Annotated in this window: 20 protein-coding genes and 1 other annotated feature (1 of these 21 only partly in view); of the genes, 17 read left to right on the forward strand and 3 right to left on the reverse strand. The window is 30.5% G+C overall.

Annotated features, from left to right (window positions below; all coding sequences use genetic code 11):
- Window positions 1-133: a binding site (T-box leader), on the forward strand (it extends 79 nt beyond the left edge of the window).
- 105 nt (window positions 134-238) lie between these two features.
- The 7 genes from argS (at window position 239) to ACI48Q_RS15135 (ending at window position 10381) form a co-directional block, all read left to right on the forward strand.
- Complete coding sequence (gene argS, locus ACI48Q_RS15105) at window positions 239-2002, forward strand: arginine--tRNA ligase (protein ID WP_474919947.1); 1764 nt, start codon at window positions 239-241, stop codon at window positions 2000-2002.
- Window positions 2003-2183: 181 nt separating this feature from the next.
- Complete coding sequence (locus ACI48Q_RS15110) at window positions 2184-3560, forward strand: MATE family efflux transporter (protein ID WP_474919948.1); 1377 nt, start codon at window positions 2184-2186, stop codon at window positions 3558-3560.
- A 255-nt stretch (window positions 3561-3815) separates the two neighbouring features.
- Window positions 3816-5324 carry a DUF1846 domain-containing protein gene (locus tag ACI48Q_RS15115; protein ID WP_474919949.1) on the forward strand — a complete coding sequence of 503 codons (1509 nt, stop codon included), beginning with the start codon at window positions 3816-3818 and terminating at the stop codon, window positions 5322-5324.
- Between the two features lie 216 nt (window positions 5325-5540).
- A complete protein-coding gene (locus ACI48Q_RS15120; protein ID WP_474919950.1) occupies window positions 5541-7205 on the forward strand; it encodes a ribonuclease J in 1665 nt (554 codons plus the stop codon).
- Between the two features lie 182 nt (window positions 7206-7387).
- The gene (locus ACI48Q_RS15125) at window positions 7388-8779 is read left to right on the forward strand and encodes an NCS2 family permease (RefSeq protein WP_474919951.1); all 1392 of its coding nucleotides are present in this window, start codon (window positions 7388-7390) and stop codon (window positions 8777-8779) included.
- 177 nt (window positions 8780-8956) lie between these two features.
- Window positions 8957-9610, forward strand: a complete 654-nt coding sequence (locus ACI48Q_RS15130) for a hypothetical protein (protein WP_474919952.1) — start codon at window positions 8957-8959, stop codon at window positions 9608-9610.
- Between the two features lie 114 nt (window positions 9611-9724).
- Window positions 9725-10381, forward strand: coding sequence for an NAD(P)/FAD-dependent oxidoreductase (locus tag ACI48Q_RS15135; RefSeq protein WP_474920187.1), 657 nt, complete (start codon window positions 9725-9727; stop codon window positions 10379-10381).
- A gap of 167 nt (window positions 10382-10548) precedes the next feature.
- Here the strand turns inward: ACI48Q_RS15135 and ACI48Q_RS15140 are convergent, their stop codons facing one another.
- Window positions 10549-11202 (reverse strand): class I SAM-dependent methyltransferase, encoded by a 654-nt coding sequence (locus ACI48Q_RS15140; RefSeq protein WP_474919953.1) that lies wholly within the window; start codon window positions 11200-11202, stop codon window positions 10549-10551.
- Between the two features lie 202 nt (window positions 11203-11404).
- On the opposite strand from ACI48Q_RS15140, the gene ACI48Q_RS15145 reads away from it, so the two are divergent.
- Window positions 11405-13426 carry a YgiQ family radical SAM protein gene (locus ACI48Q_RS15145; RefSeq protein ID WP_474919954.1) on the forward strand — a complete coding sequence of 674 codons (2022 nt, stop codon included), beginning with the start codon at window positions 11405-11407 and terminating at the stop codon, window positions 13424-13426.
- 72 nt (window positions 13427-13498) lie between these two features.
- Here ACI48Q_RS15145 and ACI48Q_RS15150 read toward each other — a convergent pair whose 3' ends face one another.
- Window positions 13499-13708 carry a cold-shock protein gene (locus ACI48Q_RS15150; protein WP_474919955.1) on the reverse strand — a complete coding sequence of 70 codons (210 nt, stop codon included), beginning with the start codon at window positions 13706-13708 and terminating at the stop codon, window positions 13499-13501.
- Window positions 13709-14003: 295 nt separating this feature from the next.
- Here ACI48Q_RS15150 and ACI48Q_RS15155 point away from each other — a divergent pair, with 295 nt between their 5' ends.
- The 9 genes from ACI48Q_RS15155 to ACI48Q_RS15195 all read left to right on the forward strand — a co-directional run bounded on the left by ACI48Q_RS15155 (window position 14004) and on the right by ACI48Q_RS15195 (window position 24255).
- Complete coding sequence (locus ACI48Q_RS15155; protein WP_474919956.1) at window positions 14004-15194, forward strand: CdaR family transcriptional regulator; 1191 nt, start codon at window positions 14004-14006, stop codon at window positions 15192-15194.
- A gap of 139 nt (window positions 15195-15333) precedes the next feature.
- Window positions 15334-16473 carry a glycerate kinase gene (locus tag ACI48Q_RS15160; protein ID WP_474919957.1) on the forward strand — a complete coding sequence of 380 codons (1140 nt, stop codon included), beginning with the start codon at window positions 15334-15336 and terminating at the stop codon, window positions 16471-16473.
- Between the two features lie 207 nt (window positions 16474-16680).
- Entirely contained in the window at window positions 16681-18033 is a 1353-nt protein-coding gene (locus tag ACI48Q_RS15165) for a GntP family permease (protein WP_474919958.1), read from the forward strand.
- 498 nt (window positions 18034-18531) lie between these two features.
- Window positions 18532-19683 (forward strand): sensor histidine kinase, encoded by a 1152-nt coding sequence (locus ACI48Q_RS15170; RefSeq protein ID WP_474919959.1) that lies wholly within the window; start codon window positions 18532-18534, stop codon window positions 19681-19683.
- A 3-nt stretch (window positions 19684-19686) separates the two neighbouring features.
- Complete coding sequence (locus tag ACI48Q_RS15175) at window positions 19687-20331, forward strand: response regulator transcription factor (protein ID WP_474919960.1); 645 nt, start codon at window positions 19687-19689, stop codon at window positions 20329-20331.
- A gap of 86 nt (window positions 20332-20417) precedes the next feature.
- Window positions 20418-21353 carry an ABC transporter ATP-binding protein gene (locus tag ACI48Q_RS15180; protein WP_474919961.1) on the forward strand — a complete coding sequence of 312 codons (936 nt, stop codon included), beginning with the start codon at window positions 20418-20420 and terminating at the stop codon, window positions 21351-21353.
- A 10-nt stretch (window positions 21354-21363) separates the two neighbouring features.
- Window positions 21364-22455, forward strand: coding sequence for an ABC transporter permease (locus ACI48Q_RS15185; RefSeq protein ID WP_474919962.1), 1092 nt, complete (start codon window positions 21364-21366; stop codon window positions 22453-22455).
- Entirely contained in the window at window positions 22452-23522 is a 1071-nt protein-coding gene (locus tag ACI48Q_RS15190) for an ABC transporter permease (RefSeq protein WP_474919963.1), read from the forward strand. The genes ACI48Q_RS15185 and ACI48Q_RS15190 overlap by 4 nt, the downstream gene beginning before the upstream one ends.
- Window positions 23523-23709: 187 nt before the next feature.
- Window positions 23710-24255, forward strand: coding sequence for a hypothetical protein (locus ACI48Q_RS15195; RefSeq protein WP_474919964.1), 546 nt, complete (start codon window positions 23710-23712; stop codon window positions 24253-24255).
- Window positions 24256-24640: 385 nt separating this feature from the next.
- Here the strand turns inward: ACI48Q_RS15195 and ACI48Q_RS15200 are convergent, their stop codons facing one another.
- Window positions 24641-26389: an ABC transporter ATP-binding protein gene (locus tag ACI48Q_RS15200; RefSeq protein WP_474919965.1), complete on the reverse strand. Its 1749-nt coding sequence runs from the start codon at window positions 26387-26389 to the stop codon at window positions 24641-24643.
- Between the last annotated feature and the right edge of the window lie 2 nt (window positions 26390-26391).

A 26391-nucleotide genomic window follows, 5' to 3' on the forward strand; every position in this document is an offset into this window, starting at 1 on the left:
CATTGGAGAAGAGGAACTTTGAGAATCTACCCGAGCTATTGAGTAAGGGCTAGACGTTAACTACGTTAAAGTTTTGAGTGGACTTTTAATAAGTCAATTTGAGTGGTACCGCGGAATTATATCCGTCTCTTATTATTTAAGAGACGGATTTTTATTATTTCAGAGATTTTAAAGAGCAAATAGTCATTTTATCTCAGATACCGAAGGTGATATATTAAATTTGTAGGAGGTTATGTATATGGAAAAATTGATAAACTTGTTAAGTAGCACAATTCAAGATAAATTTGAAAAGTGTGGATATGATAGAGAATATGGTAATGTTAGCGTATCAAATCGTCCAGATTTATGTCAATTTCAATGTAATGGAGCATTACCAGCAGCTAAAAAATATAAAAAGGCACCAATAGCCATAGCAAATCATGTATTAGAAGAGTTAAAATTAGAAGAAATATTTGAAAAAGTAGAAGTAGCACCACCAGGATTTATAAATATGACAGTTAAAGATAGCTTTATTGCTAAATATATAAGTAATATGTATGAAGATGTGAAGTTAGGTTGTTCAGAGGCTGAAAACCCAATGACTATAGTGGTGGACTATGGTGGAGCTAATATAGCTAAACCACTTCATGTAGGTCATTTACGTGCAGCAATCATAGGAGAGAGTATAAAGAGAATTTCTAGATTCTTAGGTCATAAGGTAATTGGTGATGTTCATCTAGGTGACTGGGGATTGCAAATAGGTATGGTTATTTCAGAAGTAAATAGAAGACAACCAGAACTTCCTTACTTTGATGATAGTTTTACTGGAGCATATCCAGAGGAAGCTCCATTCACCATTGATGAATTAGAAGAGATATATCCAGCAGCAAGTGCTCTTGCAAAGAGAGATGAAGCTGCAATGGAGGAAGCTAAGAAGGTTACAGTAGAACTTCAGAATGGAAAAAGAGGATATAGAGCTCTTTGGAAGCATATAGTTAATGTATCTGTAGCTGACTTGAAGAAAAACTATGGAAATTTAAACGTAGAATTTGATTTGTGGAAAGGTGAAAGTGACTGTCAAGAGTATATTGAGCCACTGGTAGATTATTTAAATAAGGGGAACTACACTTATAGAAGTGAAGGTGCATTAGTAGTAGATGTAGAAAAAGAAACAGATAAGGCGCAGATTCCTCCAATTATAATATTGAAATCAGATGGAGCAGCTCTTTATGGTACAACAGATTTAGCAACTATATGGCAAAGAATTGAAGACTATAAACCACAAGAAATAGTATATGTAGTTGATAAAAGACAAGGACTTCACTTTGATCAAGTATTTAGATGTGCGAAGAAGACTAAAATTACAGGAGAAGATGTAAATCTTCAATTTATAGGCTTTGGAACTATGAATGGTAAGGATGGAAAACCATTTAAAACAAGAGATGGCGGAGTAATGAGACTCCAAGATTTAATAGCTATTATTAAAGATAATGTAAGAGATAAACTAAAAGATAATGAAGCGATAAGCAATGAAGAGAGAGAAGAGATAGCAAGAAAAGTTGGATTGGCAGCTTTAAAATATGGTGATTTATCAAATATAGTGACTAAGGATTATATATTTGATATGGAAAAATTCTCATCCTTTGAGGGAAATACAGGACCATATATTCTATATACAATGGTTAGGATTAAATCAATACTTAAGAAGGCTAAAGAGGAACTTGGAGAATATAATAAGAGTATAATAAGTCCAAATAGTCAAGTAGAAAGAGATTTAATGCTAGCATTATCTAAGTTTAATGATATAGTAGAGATAAGCTTTAAAGAAAAAGCTCCTAATAAGTTATGTGAATATATTTATGATGTTTCAAACATGTTTAATAGATTCTACCATGAGAACAAGATATTAGCTGAAGAGAGTACAGAAAAGAAAATTTCGTGGTTAAATTTAATTACTTTAACTCTAAAAGTATTAGAAACATCTCTAGATTTATTAGGAATGGAATGCCCAGATAGGATGTAATATATGAAGGTACTGTTTAGCGCAGTGCCTTTGTTTATTATATATTTATAGAAGGTTATTACTTTATTAATAATGGTAAGAATTTTTATGTTAATAAATACCGTTTAATATAGTATCATGTTATATTGTAGCAATAATATATGTTTAATAATTAGAAATGAAATTTGAGGGGGAGGATATTGTGTCGAATGTTTCCACGGACTTAGGGAAAGAAAATATAGGGAAATTATTATTTAAATTAGCTACCCCAGCAATAATAGCACAACTAGTTAATGTATTATATAACATTGTAGATAGGATATTTATTGGAAGAATGCCAAATGGAGAAGTTGCTATGGCCGGCGTAGGAGTGGCGTTTCCAATCATTATGATAATTTCAGCTTTCAGTGCACTTATAGGTATGGGGGGAGCTCCATTATGTGCTATGAAAATGGGAGAAAAGGATAATGATGGCGCAGAGAGAATAATAAGCAATAGCTTTTCTATGTTAATAATAATAGGTGTAATCCTAACTATTGTATTTTTAATATTTAAAGAGCCAATTTTATGGGCTTTTGGAGCTAGTAATGCTACCATTGGATATGCAAATGATTATTTAACACTTTATGTTATAGGAACAGTGTTTGTTCAAATAGCTCTAGGAATGAATCCATTCATAAATACACAAGGTTTTGCTAAAATGGGTATGTTTACTGTAATGATAGGGGCAGTAATAAATATTGTTCTTGACCCTATACTTATATTTGGCTTTGATATGGGGGTTAAAGGAGCAGCCTTAGCAACCATAACTGCTCAAATGGTTTCAGCTCTATGGGTATTACTTTTCCTATTTGGAAAGAAAAGCATACTTAAAATTAGAAAGAAATATTTAACTCCAAACTTAAAAATTATTTTACCAGTTATGGCATTAGGTGTATCGCCTTTTATAATGCAGGGTACTGAAAGTCTAGTACTTATATCTTTAAATACTCAATTAAGTAAATATGGCGGAGATTTAGCGGTAGGTGCTATGACTATAATGAGTAGTATTATGCAGATAATATTGCTTCCACTTATGGGATTAAGTCAAGGAGCACAACCTATTATCAGCTATAACTATGGTGCCAAGAGTATAGATAGAGTTAAGAGTGCTTTTAAATTGCAGCTTATATGCTGTATATCATATACTTTATTAATGGGTAGTGCACTTATGTTATTCCCAGAGGCTTTTGTAGGAATATTTAATAATAAGCCTGAACTAGTAGAAATTACAGCCTGGAGTATAAGAATATACTTTGCAGGAATACTTTTCTTTGGAGCTCAAATTGCATGTCAACAAACCTTCCTTGCACTAGGTCAAGCAAAAATATCCTTGATGCTTGCCTTGTTAAGAAAGATAGTACTATTAGTACCTTTAATATTTGTATTGCCTAATTTATTCCAAGCTGAAAATAAGCTATTTGGAGTATTACTAGCAGAGCCAATATCAGATATTATAGCAGTACTTGTAACGGTGACCTGCTTTACTATTTTTTATAAAAAAACTTTGTCAAATAAACTTAACATAACAGATAAGTAAACAGAGTAATTTAATGATTACCCATAACTATTGAAGGTTGTGGGTAATTTTCTTGTGAAGTAGAGATTGTTTAATATAAAACTTTTAATTATTTTATAAAGGTGAACTTTACTGATGTGTAAGGGTTAGGAATAATCATAACCAATATAATAGAAAGAATTACATTTTACTTTAAAATAGAAATATGTGATAATAGAAAAATGTGATAATAGGAAAAATAAGATTAAAATTTGTTTAATTTAGTGAGGCGAAAAAATGAAAATAGGATTTGATCATAAGAAGTATATTGAAGAACAATCAAAGTATATTTTAGAAAGAGTTAATAACTATGATAAGTTATATTTAGAGTTTGGTGGAAAACTTTTATGTGATTTGCATGCTAAGAGAGTATTACCTGGATTTGATGAGGATGCAAAGATAAAGTTACTACATAGATTGAAAGAAAAAGTAGAAGTGGTAATTTGTGTGTATGCAGGAGATATTGAGAGAAACAAGATAAGAGGAGATTTTGGCATCACATATGATATGGAAGTACTAAGATTAATAGATGATTTTAGAAATTATGATTTAGATGTGAATAGTGTTGTAATAACTAGATATGATGGTCAACCAGCCACCACAGTATTTATAAATAAGCTTGAACGTAGAGGAATAAAAGTATATAAACATAAAGCTACTAAAGGGTACCCAACTGATGTAGATACTATCGTAAGTGATGAGGGATACGGAAAAAATCCTTATATAGAAACTACTAAGCCTATAGTTGTTGTAACGGCACCAGGCCCAGGAAGTGGAAAGTTAGCTACGTGTCTTTCACAGCTTTATCATGAATATAGAAGAGGAAATGTAGCAGGATATTCTAAATTTGAAACTTTCCCAGTATGGAATGTACCACTAAAACATCCACTAAACATAGCTTATGAGTCAGCTACAGTAGATTTAAAGGATGTTAATATGATTGATTCTTTCCATTTTGATGCCTATGATAAGGTAGCTATAAATTATAATAGGGATATTGAAAGCTTTCCACTACTTAAGAGAATAATAGAAAAAATAACAGGAAAAGACGCTATTTATAAATCACCAACAGATATGGGAGTTAATAGAGTAGGGTTTGGAATAGTTGATGACGAAATAGTTAAGGAAGCTTCTAGACAAGAAATAATACGAAGATATTTTAAAACAGGCTGTGAATATAAGAAAGGTTATGTAGATAAAGAAACCTTTGAAAGATCAAAGCTTATTATGGAAGAATTGAACTTAAAAGAAACAGATAGAGTTGTTGTAATTCCGGCTAGAGAACATTCTGCTAAATTAAAGCAGCTTACTAATAAAAATGAACCTTGTCCATCAGTGGCTTTAGCCCTTGAAGATGGAACTATATTAACAGGTAAGACGTCAAGTTTAATGGATGCTACAGCAGCAGTAATTCTTAATGCAGTGAAGCATTATGCTAATATTTATGATGATATTCATCTTATTTCACCAGTTATATTAGAACCTATAATTAATTTGAAATCTAATACTTTAGATAGTAAAAATATACCTTTGAATTGTGAAGAAATACTAATTGCACTTAGTATTTGTGCAGCTACAAACCCAATGGCACAAGTAGCTATGGGAAAATTAGTAATGCTCAAGGGATGCCAAGCACATTCTACTACAATTCTAAGTAGAGGCGATGAGGAAACATTTAGAAAATTGGGGATAGACATTACTTGTGATCCTGAGTATCCAACAGACAGCCTATATTATAATAATTAATAAAAATATAAAAGTTTTTTACATTTAAGTAGAAGGTTTTTAGTAATTTGACAAAACAGTTTATATATTAATATAAGCTGTTTTTTTATTTGCATTCCTAAAGCTATTTTTAAAAGAAAATAATAAAGATGAAGATAACTGAATATAGAGAATTGAAAATATAGTTATAACATATAATAAGCTAAATAAAAGATTTGATGAAATGGAGGGAAATATGTGACAAAAAATAAGTGTATTAGAGTGATTCCACTAGGTGGACTTGGAGAAATAGGAAAAAATATTACAGCTATTGAATATGATGATGAAATTATTGTGATAGACTGCGGAGTAGCATTTCCGGATGAAGAAATGTATGGTGTAGATTTAATAATACCCGATATAGCCTATTTGTTAGAAAATGAGAATAAGGTAAAGGGAATTTTTCTAACTCATGGACATGAGGACCATATTGGTGCATTACCATATATTTTAAAGCAATTAAATGTACCAGTATATGGTACAAAGTTAACCTTAGGTTTAGTGGAAAATAAATTAAAAGAGCATAATTTACTTTCACAATGTGAACTTTTGGGAGTTGAAGCAGGAACTATTATAAAGTTAAATAATATTAATGTAGAATTTATAAGGAACACTCATAGCATAGCTGATTCATGTTCTTTAGCTATACATACTCCGGTTGGAGTAATCGTACATACTGGAGATTTTAAGATAGACTATACTCCTATTGATGGATTGGTTATGGATTTAGAAAGAATTTCAGCCCTAGGTAAAAGTGGAGTTCTTCTTTTAATGGCTGATAGTACTAATGTAGAACGTTCAGGTCATACCATCTCAGAAAAATCTATAGGTCAAACCTTAATGAGAATACTTAGCACTGCTGAAGGAAGAGTAATAGTAGCTACCTTTGCGTCCAATATTCATAGAATGCAACAAATCGTAAACGCTTCAATAAAATTTGGAAGAAAGGTTGCTTTTAGTGGCAGAAGTATGGAGAATATATCAAAGGTTGCTATGGATTTAGAATATCTTCATGTTCCAGAAGACACCATTATAACAGTGGATGAAATTAATAATTATGCTAATGATAAGATAACCATAATAACTACAGGAAGCCAAGGAGAGCCAATGGCTGCACTTGCTAGGATAGCTTTTTCAAATCATAGAAAAATTAAGATACAGCCTAAGGACTTATTTATTATCTCTGCATCACCTATTCCAGGGAATGGTAAGCTTATTTCTAAGGTTATTAATGAACTATATAGAAAAGGTGTAGACGTTATATATGAAGCACTAGAAGATATTCATGTATCAGGTCACGCTCGCCAAGAAGAACTGAAGTTGATTCATACTTTAGTACATCCTAAATATTTCATGCCTGTTCATGGTGAATTTAGACATTTGAAACATCATAAAGATTTGGCAGTAGGATTAGGAATGGAAGAGAGTAATATATTTACTTTAAATACTGGCGATGTGTTAGAGATAAATGAAGAATCTGCCAATATATCTGGAAAGGTGCATTCAGGAAAAGTATTTGTAGATGGTCTTGGCGTAGGTGATGTAGGCAATGTTGTACTTAGAGATAGACGATATTTAGCACAAGATGGAATGCTTACAATTGTTGTAGCCATAGAGAAGGAAACTTTTAGTATTATATCCGGACCGGATATAATTACAAGAGGTTTTGTGTATGCTAAAGAAGCAGAAGAACTGATTAAAGAAGCAAGAGAGATAAGTAAAAAGGAAATTGAGAGTTGCTTAGAGAACGAAGTAGTAGAATGGTATGTATTAAAATCAAGTATTAAAAAATCTTTAGAGAGATTCTTATATGAAAAAACTAAAAGAAGACCTACGATTCTTCCAATAATCATGGAAATATAAAATTTAGCGGTGTAGAAGTACATCGCTAATTTTATTGTTAATTTTTAGCGGTAACAAATGAAAAAAGTTACATAATATAGTATTTTATTAAATATACTATAAAAAGGTGAAAATAATATTGTAAAAAATTAACTATAATGTTACTATTAAATTAAAATATTTATTATTAACAGGGGGGTATTATGGAAAAATTTTTTAAGTTAAAGGAGAATGGCACTACTGTTAAGACAGAATTGATGGCTGGTTTGACTACGTTTTTGACAATGGCTTACATTCTATTTGTAAATCCGCAAATTCTAGCAATTGCAGGAATGGACAAAGATGCTGTATTCTTGGCAACTATATTAGCTGCAGCAATAGGTACATTTATCATGGGATTTGTTGCAAATGTTCCTTTTGCACAAGCACCAGGAATGGGACTAAATGCGTTCTTTACATTTACTGTTGTTTTAGGATTAGGTTTTACATGGCAACAAGCACTTGCAATGGTATTTATATGTGGACTTATTAATATATTAATCACTGTAACTAAAATTAGAAAAATGATAATTAAAGCTATTCCAGTATCTTTACAATACGCCATTTCAGGTGGTATAGGACTTTTTATAGCATATATTGGAATTAAACAAGCTCATTTTCTAAACTTTACTGGAGATGCTCCTAATACAGTAGTTAATTTAGGAGAATCAATAAAATATTTTGATATACTTCCATCACTAGCAAACTTTACAGACCCTGTGGCTCAACTGGCACTAATAGGATTGGTTATTACAATTGTTTTAATGTTATTAAAAGCTAAGGGTGCTATACTTATAGGAATTTTAGCTACTACTATTATTGGTATATTTATGGGGGTTACACAAGTTCCTGACTTTAGTACAATGAGTTTTGGTATACCAAGTATAGAGCCAACCTTTTTTAAATTAAGTTTTGCAGGTTTATTTGATGATCCAGGAAAAATTTTCTTTGTAATAACTACTATATTTGCATTCTCTCTTTCAGATACCTTTGATACTATAGGTACATTCTTAGGAACAGGAAGAAAAGCAGGTATATTTGATGAGAATGATGAGAAGTTATTTGAGCAAGCAGATGGACATTCTTCAAAACTTGAAAGAGCGCTATTTGCAGATGCTACAGCTACATCAATAGGTGCATTATTAGGTACAAGCAATACTACTACTTATGTAGAAAGTGCTGCAGGTATAGGAGCTGGTGGTAAAACAGGATTAACATCTGTTACAGTAGGAGTTTTATTCTTAATATCAATTTTCTTTGCACCGTTAATGGGAATGGTTCCAGCAGCAGCTACAGCACCAGCTTTAATAGTTGTTGGAATATTAATGGTAGAATCTTTTGGAAAAATTAGATGGGATGATTTTGAGGAAGCTATGCCTGCATTCTTTATTGCAGTATTTATGCCTCTTGCGTATAGCATAACTACTGGTATATCTATAGGATTTATATTCTATTGCATAACAAAGATTTGCAAAGGAAAAGCAAAAGAAGTTCATCCAATCATGTATATTGTAACAATACTATTCATATTGAATTTTATTATAGCTGCATTATAATTAAAAAAATAAGCTGTATAAGTATAGGAAGAAATTCCTATACTCATACAGTTTTTAATTTTTATAAATAATGTATAGATTGTAATAATGATAATTCATATTAATTCAGCAAACTACAAGGATTATAAATGGTGTGGTTGGGTTGAAAAAAATAATTATGCATAGGGGATGATTTATATGGCAACATGGATTGCACATTTAAGAGTAGCTGAAAATATTTTAAAAAGGGAATATGATTTAGAACCTACTTCCTTTATCGTAGGAAACATTGGACCAGATTCAGGAGTTCCAAACGACGATTGGAGTAGGTTTGATCCACCAACAGCAGTAACTCATTGGAAGGATGAGAAAGGGAAGATTAATCCTCAGTGGTTTTGGGACAAGTATTTACAAGAAGAGTCTGTAAAGAATAATAAAGCAGAATATACATTTAAACTTGGGTATTATGTTCACTTATTAACAGATGTTGAATGGTCAAGAATCCATGCAGAGAAAACTAAAGATCTTTTATATAAAGAAAAGTTAGAGAAAGATAAAAACTTTATTTGGATTATAAAAAAAGATTGGTATGGACTTGATTACATATATTTAGAAAAACATCCACAGTGTGTGTTTCATACTATATTTAAACATGTGGATAAAGTACCAGATTATCTGGATTATTTCCCAAAGGGAGCCTTTGAAAAACAAGTTAAATATATAACTCAGTTTTATCTAGGAGAAAATGAGGAAACTAAGGAAAATTTTATTTATTTAACAGAGAATGAGATGGATAAGTTTATTATAGAAGCTACAGAAGCAATTGATAATAAAATTAAGACAATGATTTAAAAATAGTTGAAGTAGCTGCTTTACTACATGATATATTAAGGGTTGCATAAGTTATTAAGAATAATTTACTATTAATAAAGAAAAAATATTTTATGAAGCAAAAGGAGGAAGTGTATTATGAAAGACTTATTAGATAAAGGAGCTGTGCTACAGCGAGATAGAGAAACCTATGCTATTGCACCTCATTTAACAGGAGGGCTTATTACCTCAGAACAGTTACGTAATATTGCTGATGTAGCAGAGAAATATAATGCATCAGCTATTAAACTTACAGGTGCTCAGCGTATAGCCATAGTTGGATTAAAGGAAGAGGATATTGATAGTGCATGGGAAGATTTAGGCATGAAGCCGGGGGCAGCAATAGGATTATGTGTTAGAAGTGTAAAGATATGCCCAGGTACTACATTTTGTAAAAGAGCCTTCCAAGATTCGGTGGCAGTAGGTTCTAAGTTAGATGGATTGTATCATGGTAGAAATTTACCTAATAAATTGAAGATGGGGGTAAGTGGATGTCCTAATAGTTGTTCAGATAGTCACACTAGAGATATAGGATTAATAGGTGGGCCGAAAGGGTGGACTGTATATGTAGGAGGAAAAGGTGGAGTTAGACCAAGATTAGGTGATAAATTCATTATCAATATACCGGAAGAAGAGCTTTTTCCACTAGTAGAAAAAATTATAGCGATTTATGACGAAAATGCTCAGGGAAAAGAGCGCTTGGGTGATTATATAGATAGAGTAGGTTTGGAAGAATTTAGAAGCAAATTATAAATTCCAGAGATTATTTAGGAAGAAAGGGTAGATTAAAGTTAGTTTGTTGAAGTTCACCCTTGGAATTACATTAGATATTTTCACAAGAGTTTTCCACTTATTAAAGATGTAATAAACTATCAATAATTTCTTTCCTTCTTAAATAAAATTGAAGTATATGATTTAAATTAAAAACTAAAGTATCCTCTTATAACAGATTTAGTGTGATTAATTTCCACTAAATCTACCTTGATAAAATTACTGAAGAAATTGTAGAATTCTTTTTCATTCATCCAATGATGTACATGACCAGGATCATTAAAGGCATACCCTAAAGGAACAGATATCAACATATGACCATTACTAACTATTCTTTCCCTTATACCTTCAAATATTTTAGTAGGATCTTCAATATGCTCCATAACATGAGTACACCAAACAAAATCATATTTTTCTTCATTTAAGGGTGGAAGTGTTATATCTTCTGAGGCGAAGGTAACTTTTTGTTGCACGGATGAATCCTCACAATACCTTAGAAATTTTGCAATATCAATAGCCATAGGACTTAAATCAATACCATGAATGGTAGCTCCTTGTCTCCCCAATAAAATATCCATGTGGCCTGTACCACATCCAAAATCTAAGATTTTTCCCTTGATTTTATTTTGCTTTAACAAATTTAAGGCATATACATATTCGTAATAATTTATCCAGTAAGGCATAGTTAAAAATTCAGGATATTCTTTTAACCGTCTTACATAGTTCTCATCATAGGGGTTATTTAAATGCTGCTGGCTTTTTATTATATTGCTTATAATTAGCAATTGGTCATAATCATTCACATTAGCTCACCTGTTTCCTATAATATTTTATATTAATATACTATTGATATAGAGGTATAAAGTGATATGTATTATAGGCAATAATGTTAATAATAAATGTTTACAATTTCCTTTGAGTTAGTGAGAGTGTAATGATATAATCATATGATGAATAAAAAAGAAATTAATTTAAAGCTTTAACAATAGATGAGTAGGTGAAAATGTGTTAAATAATAAATATTTACCAATTTGTAAGCAGGATATGATAGATAGAGGATGGGATCAGTTAGATTTTATATTGGTTACAGGAGATGCATATATAGATCATCATAGCTTTGGAACAGCAATTATCTCTAGAGTTTTAGAGGCAGCAGGGTATAAAGTTGGAATAATAGCTCAACCAGATTGGCATAGTACAGATGATTTTATGAAGCTAGGAAGACCAAGACTTGGGTTTTTGGTAAATGCAGGAAATATGGACTCTATGGTTAATCACTATACTGTGAGTAAAAGACTTAGAGACAAGGATTTTTATTCTCCAGGTGGAAAAATGGGATTAAGACCAGACAGAGCTACGATTGTTTACTGCAATAAGATAAGAGAAGCATATAAGAATGTTGATATAATAATTGGGGGAGTTGAGGCTAGCCTTAGGAGATTTGCTCACTATGACTATTGGAATGATAAGGTGAGGAAATCTATGATAATAGATAGTGGAGCAGACCTTTTAATATATGGCATGAGTGAAAAGCAAATAGTTCAGGTTGCAAATAACTTAAATGATGGCTTTCAAGCTAAATATATAAGACATATACCAGGAACATGTTATATTGCGGATAGTTTAGATGAACTCTATAGTGATTATATTGAAATTCCGTCATATAAAGAAGTTTGTGCAGATAAAATGAAATATGCAGAAGCCTTTAAAATTCAATATGAAGAGCAAGATCCAGTTAGAGGAAAAACCTTAGTACAGAAGCATACAGATAAGTATGTAGTAATTAATAAGCCAGAAATGCCATTAACTAGAGAAGAGCTTGATGTGGTTTATGCTCTTCCATACCAAAAGAATTACCATCCCATATATGAAGGTATGGGGGGAATAGATGCTATAGAGGAAGTTAAATTTAGTATAGTTAGTTCAAGGGGATGCTTTGGAAACTGCTCATTTTGTGCTATAACTTTTCATCAGGGAAGAATAGTTCAAAGTAGAAGTGAAGAATCTATATTAGATGAAGCAAAAGAGATAACAGAGCTTCCAGGTTTTAAAGGATATATACATGATGTAGGTGGGCCAACTGCAAATTTCAGAGGTCCTGCTTGTAAAAAACAGCTAACCCATGGTGCATGTAAGCATAAGCAATGTTTATCACCAAGTGTGTGTAAAAATATGGATGTAGATCATAGAGAATATCTTCAGATACTTAGAAAAATGAGAACTTTACCAAAGGTTAAAAAGGTCTTTGTAAGGTCTGGATTGAGATATGATTATATAATGGCAGATAGAAATGATAAATTCCTAAGGGAACTTATAGAGCATCATGTAAGTGGACAATTAAAAGTAGCTCCAGAACACGTAGCTCCAAATGTATTAAAATACATGGGTAAGCCAGCAGGAAAGACTTATGAAGAATTTAGACAAAAGTTCTTTAAAATAACTGATAGGTTAGAAAAGAAACAATATATAATTCCTTATCTAATGTCTAGTCATCCAGGAAGCACTTTAGCTGAGGCTGTAAAGCTTGCGGAATACCTAAGAGATATAAAATATCAACCAGAACAGGTTCAAGATTTCTATCCAACTCCAGGAACACTTTCAACTACTATGTTTTATACAGGGGTAGATCCTTTAACTATGGAGCCAGTATATATACCTAAAACTAGACAGGAAAAAGCTATGCAAAGAGCACTTTTACAGTTTGGTAATCCTAAAAATTATAATCTGGTATATGAAGCATTAGTTCAAGCGGAAAGAGAAGATTTAATAGGGAACGGTCCAAAGTGCCTAATAAAATCTAGAGAAGATAGATTTAAAGGTTCAAATATTAATAATCGCCCTAGAAGTAAAAAAGTTACTACCAATAATAAAGGAAACAAAGGGGAAAAGAAAACTACAGGCTTAAACAAGCAAGAACATAGTAGGAATAAAAATAGTAGTAAGAGTACTAGTAAGAATAATAGTAGGAATGAAGTAAAAAGTAAAGAGAAGAGTAAATTTAAGAGTAAGACTAAAAGAAGACAATAGAAATAACTTTAATGAAAGAGTATTAGTCATGTTCTAATACTCTTTTGAAATATTGATTTGCTAAGAATCTGTTTAAATTTTCTGAACATTAACTGCCATAAGGCCTTTTTCACCTTCTGAGACACTATAGCTTACTTGCTCACCTTCATGCAAATCCTTATCAGTTCCCTTTTCTTTAACTTGAGAATGATGTACAAAAATATCATTACCCTCATTACCAGAAATGAACCCATAACCTTTTTCAGTATTAAACCATTTAACTACACCTGTATAACTTGACATCTATAAATCTCTCCTTTAAAAGTATATTTTCAAAAGTATTATTAACCTTAACAAAGTTAATTATCCCTTATATAGAAATATGGATAAGGTACCTAAACTAATAGTAATAGGAGAATTGAAATATAAAAAGGGTTATATTGAGACATATTGAAGTATGATGTAAATATGTGTATATTTATATATAGAATATAATATGGTAATTTATGAGTAATAAACAAGATTTGTGTATTATTATAATATTGATAGCTAGTATTAAGTTAGAAATTAATAACTGGTACTTTAAGGTGGGGTTAAGATGTTAAATCTAGTTAATTATCAATCTATAGTTAATAGACTTATATCTATTTTGGGGAAAAATATAAATATTATGGATGATAAAGGGATTATTACTGCTTCAGGAGATGAATCTCGAATAAATACATATCACTCTGGAGCATATAAGGTTGCTCAAGAAAATAAGGAGATTATTATAGATGAAAATAGTTTAGATAGGTATGAAGGATGTAAAGAAGGGGTAAATATACCATTTTGTTTTGATGGAAAGGTTCAAGGTGTGGTGGGGATAACTGGCCATATCAATGAAGTTAAGGGATATGGATTAATAGTTAAAGAATTAGTAGAACTAATGATTCAAGAAGAGGTAAATAGACAGGAACAAATGCTTCAAACAAGGGCCATAAAGAATTTTATAAAAGAGCTTATTAAAAACCATACTGAGGAAGAATGGGAAGATATAGAAAGAAGAGCAAAATTACTTCAAATCAATATGGAGTGTGAAAGAGTTGTTATAATTGGAGATATAAGTAATTTTACTGAAGTACTCCATAGCTTAGGAGAAAAGAGAGAGATAAAATCACAAGAAATAAAAGATAAGATTGTGAAACTTATAAATGAATATAACAATTCAAAGAATGATTTAGTAATAAATGTATATTGTGATATATTTGTTATTTTAAAAACTGTACCTAAAGATATAGATAAATATTGTACAGAACTTAATAAATATATTTATAAGGAAGCAAATGTGAATTTAGATTTGGCAGTTGGCGTACCTTGTAATAATATTAAGGATTATGTTATTTCTTATGATACTGCATGTGAAGTACTTAAGTTAGGTAGAAATATTAGTAAGAACAAGATATATTACTTATATAAAGACTTTAGGATTCCTATTGTGATAAAAAATATTTCTGAAAATGCAAAGATAAGATATTTAAAATCCTTTATAACAAAAAGTTTTGATTTTGACTTAAAGGAAGTAGAAGAAATATTATTTACAGCGAAAATATTGATTGAGAATGATATGAATGTAAAAAAGGCATCAGAAAATTCATTTCAACATAGGAATACTTTTATTTATAGAATGAGAAAGTATAGAGAACAGTATGGACTAGATTTATCTAATTGTATTTGTTGTATGGAACTTTATATGTGCTACATTATTTTCAGCGAAAAAGATAGTATGAAATATTATGTTAAAGATTAATTAAAAGTATATAGTTTTTTGTATAATATGCACAATGATATAGGATTTTAAAGGGCTATTAATTGTATTAATTGTACATTGATGTAGCACAAATACCTTTCTATAATTATATTAAGGAACATAATAAGGGGGGGGGAGTATGAATATAGTTATTGCACCGGATTCCTTTAAAGGAAGTATGACTGCAAAAGAAGCTGCTAATGCAATAGAGAGAGGTATTAGGAGAGTATGTAGTGATATTTGTATTGAAAAGGTTCCCATGGCAGATGGTGGAGAAGGAACAGTTCAATCATTAATAGATGCCACTAATGGAACTATAATTAAAGCAGAAGTAAGAGATTCATTATATAGAATGATAACAGCTAAATATGGAATTTTAGGTAATGGTATAACTGCTGTTATTGAGATGGCTGAAGCTTCAGGACTTACTCTATTAAAAGAAGAAGAAAGAAATCCAATGATAACAACTACATTTGGAACCGGAGAAATAATAAAAGACGCATTAGATAGAGGATGTAGGGAATTTATTATAGGTATAGGTGGAAGTGCAACCAATGATGGAGGCACAGGAATGCTTATGGCATTGGGATGTAAATTCTTTGATAGACAAGGTAAATCAATTAAATTAGGTGGAGAAGGTTTAAGTGATATAGTTGATATAGATATAACTGAATTAGATTCACGGTTAAAGGAAAGTAAATTTGTTATAGCTTGTGATGTAGATAATCCACTTTGTGGACCTAGGGGAGCAGCAGAAGTTTTTGGACCTCAAAAGGGAGCTACAGAAGAAATGATAAAGCTATTAGATAATGGATTAAGAAATCTAGCAGAGATTATAGAAAAGAAGTTTAACGAGAAGATTATAGATTATCCAGGAGCTGGAGCAGCAGGTGGATTAGGAGCAGCATTAAAGGTTTTTATGAAAGGTGATCTAAAAAGGGGAATTAATATAGTAATATCCGCTACAAATTTAGAGGAGAAAATTAAAGAATGTGATTTGGTCATAACTGGAGAAGGTGGTATAGATTATCAAACACAATTTGGAAAAACTCCTTATGGGGTAGCGCAGGTTGCAACAATGTATAATAAACCTATAATTGCTATAGCTGGTTCTATAGGGAAAGATGCAGAAGTGCTTTATGATAAAGGATTTACTTCTATATTTTCAATAGTAGATAGGCCCATGAGCTTAGAGGAATCAATGAAATCTGCTGAGAATTTATTAGAAAAATCAGCGGAAAGAATTCTAAGGTTGTGTTTATTTAAAAATAATAAATAATTCAGAGTCTGTAGCCTGATTATCTAACTCAAACTTATATAGTTTATTAGAATGGCAGCTAGGACAGTTTATATTAGTGTTGCGCATTGCTCTTCTCTTCTAAGGGAAATATTTGGTTCAAGTTAAACTTATTATATTTCCTAAAGTTGATAAGAGCAATGTTAATATAACTTAACAGAATCATAATTTATAAAGGGGGAAAAAAATATGAGTCAAGGAGCTATATTAATTATTTCATTAATTTTTGTAATTATATTTATAGTAGTAGCAACTTCTAAATTTAAACTTCATCCATTTTTATCACTAATTATTGGAGCCTATATCTTAGCTTTTGCGGCAGGATTACCATCAGATAAGATACCAGGCATTATCACAGGTGGTTTTGGAGGAACCTTAACCAGTATTGGAATTGTAATTATAGCTGGATGTATTATTGGTACTTTCCTTGAAAAATCAGGAGCAGCAATAAAAATGGCAGATGTAGTTATTAATCTAGTTGGTGAAAAAAGACCTACTATTGCCATGAGTATTATAGGATACATTGTATCTATACCAGTTTTCTGTGATTCTGGTTATGTAATATTATCTTCATTAAATAAGACCCTTGCAAAAAAGACAAAAACCTCAATGCTTGCAATGTCTATAGCATTATCAACAGGACTTTATGCTACTCATACATTGGTACCACCTACACCAGGTCCAATTGCAGCAGCAGCAAACTTAAAATTAGACAACCTGTTGTTAGTTATTGTTATTGGTATGCTAGTAGCTATACCATCAGTTATAGCTGGTAACTGGTATGCTAATAAAATATCTAAAAAATTAAGCGTAAAGGAAGATACTGAAGAGCTTCTAAGTTATGAAGATCAAATAAAAAATTATGGTGAGCTTCCATCAGCTACAAAAGCTTTCGCACCAATAATTGTACCAATAGTTTTAATGGCATTAGGATCAGTAGCTAAATTCCCAGGAGATCCATTTGGAGCAGGACTTGTAAAAGAAGTTCTTGGATTTTTAGGAACACCAGTTAACGCATTGCTTGTTGGACTATTTTGCTCTTTTGCATTAGCTCCAAAATTAGATGAAAAAACTTTAACTGGATGGGTTGGAGATTCCTTAAAGGATGCAGCTTCAATCTTAGTAGTTACTGCAGCAGGTGGAGCACTAGGAGCAGTTATTAGAGATGCCGAAATAGGAAAATATATTGGAGAATCATTACAGTCATTAAATTTAGGAATTTTTGTACCATTTATTATAGCAGCTGCATTAAAAACAGCACAAGGTTCTTCAACAGTAGCAATAGTTACAACTTCAGCATTGATGCTTCCGTTACTACCATCTCTAGGACTAACTTCAGAAATTGCTAAAGTATTAGTAGTTATGTCAGTAGGAGCAGGAGCTATGACAGTATCACATGCTAATGATAGTTATTTCTGGGTAGTTACTCAATTTGGAAACATGGATTTAAAAACAGCATACAAAGGTCAAACCGTTGCAACCTTAATTCAAGGGGTAGTAACAATGGCAACAGTATTTGTATTATCATTATTTCTAATATAGTAAGTAAAAAAAGTGGATGTGTCAAAAATATCTAAGGATATTTTTGACACATCCTATTTTATTATGTAATTAAACCACAGAAAGCACTGATTTACTTTCATAATTCATATATTAATTTTTGGAGTTAATCATTAGGTTGTTATGAAAAATTAATTATAGTAGAATTTAATATGTAAGTAGTAATAAAGTTTCTACATTATAAATTAATTGATATGAGCTTCATATTATCCCTGCTCAACCGTTTCGAAACCTTGATTCACTAAAAGCTCTATTCAATAAAAAATCTAAAATACAACAACTCACTACGTTCGGACAGGTTATATTTCTTAACGATTTTTTCTTTCATAGAGCTTAAGTGAATCTAAGCTTTCTGCAAATGGTATTCGCAGTAATAATATGAAACTCAATTTGAACAGTTCATTAAATATACTTGTAATATGAATTCTTATATATGTAAGTGGTTATGAAATGAATTGTTAAAGGAATAGGTGGTAAGTATTGAAAAAGGATAGAAAGTTTTTAATAATGAGATATATTATTTTAATAATATTAACCCTTCAAATAGCAGTATTTTCAGAAAAAATACCCTTAGAATTAATATTATTTATTCTATTTATAGTCATAAATAATCAATTAAGAGTATTCTACTTTAATAATAAATATCTAATATACGTATCCATAATAACTGAATTCATAGTTTGCACGGCAATGTTTTATCTATATAGAGGAATTACAATTGCTTATTTTTTACCATTAATAATGGATGCATTTTTAATGATAGATGGAATATTAAAATACATAGCTATAGTTATATTATTTATAACTATTACTATATTTAGTGTAGATATATCTGTAAATGAAATATTGATAAATTTATGCTTTTTATCAACAATATATATTCTTTTTATGTACATAATAGAGGAGAATAGAAAGAAAGAGGATGCTCAATTCTTGTATGACAAGCTTAGAATTTCAGAGGAAAACCTAAAAAAAGCCAATGTCAGTTTAGAAAGTTATGCAGAATCTATAGAAGAATTGACTACCCTTAGGGAAAGAAATAGAATTTCCCGGGAAATACATGATAGTGTGGGACATGCATTATCTACTACAATGATCCAACTTAAGGCTATGGAAGTGGTAGCAAAGAAAGAAGGAAGCTCATTAGATGAAATGGCCAGTAATTTAAGAGAATTTGTCAACGATAGTTTTCAAGATGTAAGAAGAGCTGTAAGAGATTTAAAACCTATGGACTATAAGAATTATGAAGAAGTATTGAGAATCGAAGAATTGAGTAAAAATTTTACTAAGCTTACAGGGATAGAAGTGAAGCTCAATCTATCAAAATATTTATGGAGTTTATCTTCTAAACAAGGGGCTAATATTTATAGAATAGCTCAGGAGTTTTTATCCAATGCATCAAGGCATGGAAAGGCAAATAAAGTAGATATATTTATGAATTTTAATCAGGATACCTTAATTATGACCTTTAGAGATAATGGCATAGGATGTAATAACATTAATAGTGGTGGAATAGGAATTAAGAATATGCATGAAAGAGCTTTAGAACTTAAGGGAACTATTGATATTACTACTGCTTTGAATAAGGGATTTTCAATGAAGCTAGTTATTCCTAAGGAAAGGAGCATATAGGATATGAGGACAATAAAGTTATTAATAGTTGACGATGAAAAACTAATAAGAGAGGGTCTTAAAATAATTTTGTCTACTTATGAGGATATTGAAGTAGTAGGACTTTGTAAAAATGGATATGAAAGTATAGATTTTTGTAGAAATAATCCTGTAGATGTAGTATTAATGGATATTAGAATGGAGGACTGTGATGGAGTTATGGGAACTAGACTTATAAAAGAGCAGTTTATGAATGTAAAAGTGCTAATCCTTACAACCTTTAGGGATGTAGAATATATTCATGAAGGACTTAAATATGGTGCTTCAGGATATTTATTAAAGGACAGTTCCCATGAAGTCATATATGAAGGGATAAAAGGTGCATATATGGGAAGCGTAGTAGTTCATCCAGACATTGCTAATGAGATTATTCATAATACATATAATAAAAAAGAAAATGATAATTTACAAAAATACAAGCTTACAGAAAAAGAAATTTTGATAATTAAGGCAATAGCTAAGGGATTAACTAATAAGGAGATTTCTGAGGAAGTATTTCTATCAGAGGGAACTATAAAGAATAATATTACCTCTATTTTAGCTAAACTTTCCCTGAGAGATAGAACTCAAATTGCTATCTTCGCTTTTAAAAATGGAATAGTGACTTAAGTCATCTAATATAATGACTTGGAGTATTAGAATACCTTCAAAATCTTAGCTATTATAGTAGTACAAGATGTTTGGAGGTATTTTTTATGAGTATTATAAAAGTTAGTAATATGACAAAAAGATTTAATGATAAGTTAGTCCTTGATAATATAAGTTTTGAAGTAAATGAAGGAGAAATATTTGGTCTTATAGGACCTAATGGAGCAGGGAAGTCTACACTTATAAATATAATGACAAGCCTAATTACTTCCAATGGCGGGAGTATAGAAATATGTGGATATGATATAGAAAAGCAACCTATAAAAGCGAAAGAATGCATAGGTTTAGTTCCTCAGGAGATTTCTCTTATGGAAGATTTAAATGCATATGATAATCTTGAATTTTTTGGTTCCCTTTATGGTTTAAAAGGAAAACAGCTTAAAGAAAGGATAAATGAGGCATTAGAGGTAACAGGATTATTAGATAGGAGAAAAGAAAAGGTAAAAAAATTTTCTGGTGGTATGAAAAGAAGGTTAAACATAGCAGCGGCTATTATGCATCATCCTAAAGTACTTATTATGGATGAGCCTACAGTGGGAGTAGATCCTCAATCTAGAAATCATATCTTTAATTTTACAAAAAGATTATGTAGTGAGTTAAAGACTACAGTAATATATACTTCTCACTACATGGAAGAGGTGGAAGAGCTTTGTTCTAGAGTATTTATTATAGATTTAGGACAAGAAATAGCTTATGGAAGAAAAGAAGAAATAAAGTCACTAGTATTTCAAAATAATAAAGTAATTATTGAGGCATCAAATATTAAAGGAGATACTTTAATAAAGTTAAAAGATCTAGAAGGAGTTAAAGGTGTACAAGATAAAGAAGAAGAAATTTGTTTAAACATAGGAAGTAACTTTAAATTAGCTGAAGCATTGGTAGTACTAGAGCATGGAGGAGCATATATCAAAAAGATTAGCTATGAAGAACCAAAGCTAGAAGATGTATTTTTGGCACTAACAGGCAAAAAGTTGAGAGATTAGGGGTGATACTATGAGATTAATAAATTATGTGAAGACTACATTAAGAGCAATGATATCTAATATATCAGTAACTCTATTATTTTATATAGGATTCCCCTTACTACTAGCTGGGCTTATGGGATTCATGCAAAAATCATTATTTGAAAATCCATTGAAATTGGAAACAATAGAAATAAAAATAGTAGATGAAGATAAATCTACTATGTCTTCTCAAATGATAAATTTTTTAAAGAGTGATGAATTGAAACAAGTAATTAATATAGAGCCAGAAGATGATAAGTATGCAGCAGATATCATTATTCCAAAAGGGTATGAAAGAATTATAATGAATGGAGATAAAAATCCTATAGTAATTAAGCAAAAAGATTCAAGTGACTTTAAGCTTAAGACTTTAAAAAGCATATTAGATAGATATCATGAAAATATATATTTAAGTAGTTCAGGTGGAAATTTAGAGGATTTAGGTAAGATTTATAGTGAAAGCTCTATAATAACTAAGAACGTAGAAAAGGAAAGAACTATAAATTCTTATGAATATTATTCATCATCTATGGTATCCTTTGTATTTTCTATGCTTATGTATGGGGTTATAATTTCAAGCTTTATGAAGCCAAGCTTAAATTTAGAAAAAAGAATGATGTCAATGCCATTAAGTAAGGCCACATTATTTAATTATAATTTTATAGCTTACTTAATATATACGTTGATTTTAGTAGGAGGATACATTGGTGTATATAGAATCTCAGGAATATCTTTTAAAGGAGATTTAGGAGCGTTGTTACTAATAAGCATTAGTAGTTGTTTATTAATAGTTTCTGTAAGCTATTTTGTAATAGAGATTTTTAAAGAAAAGTTAGCTAAAGTAATGGCATTTATACTGTTCATGACACCAATTATAGGTGGAGGAATTTTCACTAATACATCCAATAAATTGGCAGTTTTATCACCTACTTATTATATAAGTAAAACCTATGAGAATTACGTTTTGACGGGAGGACTTCAAGGGTCAACCAGTTATATTTTAAGGATATTGACAGTAGGTATACTACTATATGGTATTACGCTAGGTAAAACTATAATAGTTAGGAGGAAAAATATATGAAGCTCTTAAATTTAACTTGGATAAATATAAAAAGATATATAAAAAACCCCATGATATTGATTATGACTGTGGGACTACCATTAATTATGCCAGTTATGTTGTTGATGGGTAATAATGATGTTAGTAAATTACCTATAGGAATTATAAATGAAGACAAGGGAACTATTAGTACTAATCTTATTGAGGAACTAGAAAAAAATTACACTATTCAGTTATATGTAGGTAAACCTAGTGATAGTTATGATAAATTAAATAGCAACGAAATAGGGGAATTGTTTTATATACCAAAGGATTTTAGCAGTAGTTTAGAACAGGGAATTAAACCGAAGGTAGATTTATTTAAAATTGATAATCAATTAGGTGGTGTATTAGCAGAACAAGAGGTTGAGACCTTTATAAATAAGCAAATTAAAGCTCAAATATATCCTGACTTAAAAGAAGACATCTTTAATACTGATATTGAATATAACGAAGGGGAGAATAATAAGGGGGATTTTCAGTCAATACTAGTATTTGCGTGTTATTTTATGCTTATTGGTGGTTCAGTTATAGCTGAAGATTTAATAAAAATAAAGAATGCTAAAGTGCTTAAAAGAGCCATAACTACAGCTAATAAGGATTATGAGGTCCTTGGAGGAATATTCTTAGCTATATTTATATTACAAGGGACACTTAATTTTTTAGCATTTGCCTTCATAAAATTTGTATTAAAAATTCAGGGAGGTTCTCTAGGAATAGCCTTTATAGTGTTAAATTTATCTAGTTTAGTTTCTACAAGTGTTATTTTAGCGGCTACTAGATGGATGAAAAATGTAACTTTAGCATCACTAGCAGTTGTAGTGTATTCCTTAATATCTCTAGTATTATCTATAATAGCTAATAGTCTTAATGATTTTGAAAACGCATCAACTATGATAATTAACTTAAGCAAATTATTTCCATTTTATTGGTTGATTGATATCATAGAAAATAGTAATCTTTTTCCTAATATATTAATCCTTATATTGATTGCTCTATGTTTCTTTACAGCAGGTAGCTTTAAACTAAGGAGTTTTGCAAAAGATTGATAATTAGAAAATATATAGCGGTTGCTACAATTAATGTTGATAGCAGTCGCTGTTTTTATTTAGATTCATTAATTTGTAATATGTAGGATTAATATGAAGTATGGTTATTAAAACATATATATCAACAAATTCGTTAGTGGAATATATACTATTATGTATAGAGGAATAAACGAAGGAGAGAATAGATGTGATTCAAAAACACACTATGGACAGTGAAAATTTTATATCAAATATTTTAGAATTAGGATTATGTGATATAAAAAAAATCTTTAATATAGAAGGTATAGGTTCAAGTAGATATGTTTTTAGTATTAACAAAGAGTTAGTTTTAAAATATGCTTATAGAAAAGCTGGAATTACACAGTCTGAAGTAGAGTTTAAAGTTTATAATAATTGTAATGATCAGTGCAAAAAGTTACTATGTCCAATAATAAAATTAAAAGATAAAACATTAATAATGAAAAAAGCAGTACCGCTTAATAAAGCTCTACAGCATTGGGGAATACGAGATTCTGTTGATGGAAACATTCTTATGTATTTAAATAGTGTATCAACAAGAATTTATTGTAATACATCTGAGATAAAAAAAGGAATAAGGGAACTTTCTAGTACCCATGGATTATTATATGAAGACTTAATAAGAATAGGAAATTGGGGAATTTTAGATGGAAATTTGGTATTAATAGATTATGGTTGTGATAGGGATTTGTATGTAAAATACTACTTAAAGTGATTATCCTAGAAAAGCTATGGATATGCTCATATCTATAGCTTTTGTCAAGAATTTTTCATGAATAATAATAAAAAAAGATGCTTATATAATATTATGAATAGATAAGGTGAAAGGAAGATTAACTGTGTCTGGAAAAGTATTTGAAGACAGTGAAAAATTCATATTGAACAACGCAAACAGCTAATTGAAAGACTGTAAGATATGCAGGAAACACTAGATAGGCTAAATGAAAAAATTCAGAAATATGAACAGTCAGTTGTTGTAGCAGAAGAGAATTTGAAATAAGTAAAAAACGACAATTCCTTGAAATTTAGGATTGTCGTTTTTTATGGTCTAATTAATATATTGCTTTCCTTGGTCAATGTAGATAATTATGAAGTATTAATTATGCAATCATCCATCCTTCTGCGCTCTCACGAATTCCAATAAAACGTTTATAAATACCAGGTTCTATTATTAAATCTGTATGAGTACCTCTTTGAACAATTTGTCCATTATCTACTACAAGTATTTGATCTGCATTTTGAATAGTGGCTAAGCGATGGGCTATGATGATAATGGTTTTTCCATATACTAAGGCACTAATTGCATGTTGAATGAGATGTTCATTTTCAGGATCAATGCTGGCTGTAGCTTCATCTAATATGACTATTGGAGCATCTTTTAACATAGCCCTTGCAATAGATATTCTTTGTTTTTCACCTCCAGAGAGGGTAGAACCACCATCCCCTATGATAGTATCATAACCTTTAGGAAGATTCATAATGAATTCATGACAGCAGGCTTTTTTTGCTGAGTCTACAATTTCATCGAAGCTGGCTTCCGGTTTTCCGAATTTAATATTATTTAGAATAGTATCATGGAATAAATACACATTTTGAAATACCATACTAATATTTTTTAATAGACTGTCACAGGTCATTTCTCTAATATCTACATTTCCTATTTTAATAATTCCTTCATTTACATCATAAAATCTGGTAATTAAACTGCATATAGTCGTTTTACCGCTACCAGATGGGCCAACAATAGCAGTAGTTGTATTCTGTGGAATTTTAAGTGATATGTTATTTAACACATTTTTGTTATCGTAAGCAAAGGTTACATTTTGAAATTCAATGTCATAATTATTCAAGGAAATGTCTTCACCGTCACGATCAATAAATTCTGCAGCTTCAATTGGTTGTAATTTAGTAAAAGTTGCATCTATAATTTTTAGAACATGGGCAGCATTATTGATAGCCTCTACACTACCAAAGATAACAAAAGAGAAGATAATCATCATTAACATAGTTGGTATGTTCATAGTTCCATTTACAGCAAAAATAGAAGAAACAGCTACGATACATACAGATGCAGCCTTTAATACAAGATGATGTAGTGTGTTATATGGAACATAATTCTTTTCAATTTTTATATTAATATTCTTGCTGGATTTATAGGCATTGCGAATTCCGTCTATTGAAACCCCTTCTTGTTTAAATGCCTTTACTATAGGCATTCCTCTGACATATTCAATAGTTGCATTGATCATCTCATCTTGTGATTTTTGATGAATAGGAGCATTTTGATTACTTTTATTTCCTAAAAGTTTAAGAAATATTGCAGATAATAATATTCCTATTGCTGCAATTACTGAAATCCATATATTATAAAATCCAATACATAGTACCATGGTAAAAGCACTGATATATCCGTTTATTACGGTATCAATCATTTTCATTCCATGCATTTCAATAAAGGATAAATCTGTTGTAACAGCTGAAGTTAGTTCTCCTGTATTATTATTGCTGAAAAACCCAAGAGATACTCTTTTCAGGATATTTCCAATTTTAGCTCTTTCTTCTGCCGAAACTTCATATCCAATACTTTCTTGTGTTTTTGCACGGAGATAGGCAAAGAAAAATCTTCCTAGTACAGCAAGTATCATATATATAGTCAGTAAAATAATTTCTTTATTGGTCAATGCTTTTTGTCCATTTATATCATTTAATATTAGATTCAATCCATAAGCTGTTATCATAATGGGCATTGAAGTAAATATAGTGTGTATAAAAGAGTAAATAAATCCAACATATAATCTCTTTTTACGTATTCCTGTCCATGCCATTATTCTTTTTATTGATTTAAACATAG

Source organism: Clostridium sp. LXY-7, from assembly GCF_056172015.1.